2 protein-coding genes are annotated in these 1,570 nt (G+C 72.7%); both read left to right on the forward strand.

Going from position 1 to position 1,570, the window contains the following annotated elements:
• A partial coding sequence (locus ABFX50_RS50525; RefSeq protein ID WP_346158422.1) for a phosphopantetheine-binding protein occupies window positions 1-758 on the forward strand: 758 nt, incomplete at its 5' end.
• Window positions 748-1,570, forward strand: an 823-nt coding sequence (locus ABFX50_RS50530; protein ID WP_346158424.1) for a beta-ketoacyl synthase N-terminal-like domain-containing protein, incomplete at its 3' end; no start/stop codon positions are given. The genes ABFX50_RS50525 and ABFX50_RS50530, both read left to right, overlap by 11 nt.

Consider the following 1,570-nt stretch of genomic DNA (forward strand, 5'->3'; position numbering starts at 1 on the left):
GTGTGGAGCAGGGGTTGGAGCTGTTCGACGCGGCTGTGTCGAGTCCTGATCCGTTGGTGGTGGCCGCGCGGTGGGACATGGCGGGGCTGCGCGCCAGGGCGGAGGCGGGGGATCTGCCGGTCATGCTCCGCGGACTCGTCCGCGCACCCCGACGCGCGACGGCGGCGGCCGGGACCGTCGCCGCAGGCCTCGGCGGGCTCACCGACCGGCTGGCCGGGCTGAGCGAGGCCGACGGCCGTGCCCACCTGACCGAGCTGGTCCGCTCACACGTCGCCGCCGTCCTCGCGCACGGCCGCCCCGACCAGGTGGACGTGGACCGCGCCTTCAACGAACTCGGCTTCGACTCCCTCACCGCCGTCGAACTGCGCAACCGGCTCAACGCCGCCGCCGGGCTCCGCCTGCCGGCCACGCTCGTCTTCGACCACCCGACCGTCACCGCGCTGGCCGGCTACCTGTTCAACGCGCTGGCGCCCGAGGCGCCGTCGGCCGAGGACGCCCTGCGCGCCGCGGTGGACCAGGCCGAGTCGACGCTGCGGGCGGCCAACGGCGAGTCGGAGGCCGTCCGCGGTCAGCTCGTCGCCATCCTGCAGAGCGCGCTCACCAGGATCGGCGCCGCCGCCGCCCCCTCCACCGCCCCCACCGGCTCCAGCGGGGCCGAGGAGATCGGTTCCGCTTCGGACGAGGAGATCTTCGCCCTCATCGACAACCGGGCGATGACGTCCCCCCTGTCTATGGAAAGGCCCGAACGTGGCGAATGACGAGAAGCTCCGCGCCTACCTCAAGCGTGTGACCGTCGAGCTGGCGGAGACCCGCCGACGCCTCGCCGAGGAGGAGGGCCGCTGGCACGAGCCGGTGGCGATCGTCGGGATGGCCTGCCGTTTCCCCGGCGGGGTGACGGGTCCTGAGGAGTTGTGGGATCTGGTGGCGTCGGGCGGGGACGCGATCAGTGGGTTCCCCGCCGATCGTGGGTGGGATCTGGAGGGGTTGTTCGATCCTGATCCGGAGGCGTCGGGCAAGTCGTATGTGCGGCACGGCGGGTTCGTGCATGACGCGGGGGAGTTCGACGCGGGGTTCTTCGGGATGAGCCCGCGCAGTGCGCTGGCGACCGACCCGCAGCATCGGCTGTTCCTGGAGTCGTGCTGGGAGGCGCTGGAGCGGGCGGGGATCGATCCGGGGTCGTTACGCGGCAGCCGTACCGGCGTCTACGCCGGATGCATGTACGAGCTCTACTCGACCCGGTTCCTCGACCGGGTGCCCGAGTCGGTCGAGGGCACGCTGCTCACCTCCAGCACGCCGAGCGTGCTGTCCGGGCGCGTCTCCTACACCCTCGGCCTGGAAGGACCGTCCATCACGGTCGACACCGCCTGCTCCTCCTCCCTGGTGGCGCTCCACCTCGCGACCCGGGCGCTGCGCCAGCAGGAGTGCACGCTCGCGCTGGCCGGCGGCGTCACCGTCATCGCCGCCCCCGACGTCTTCGTGGAGTTCTCCCGGCAGCGGGCGCTGTCGGCCGACGGGCGGTGCAAGTCGTTCTCGGCTTCGGCTGACGGTGCGGCGTGGGCCGAGGGGGTGG

The sequence above is a fragment of the Nonomuraea recticatena genome (assembly GCF_039533245.1).
GTDB lineage: Bacteria > Actinomycetota > Actinomycetes > Streptosporangiales > Streptosporangiaceae > Nonomuraea > Nonomuraea roseola.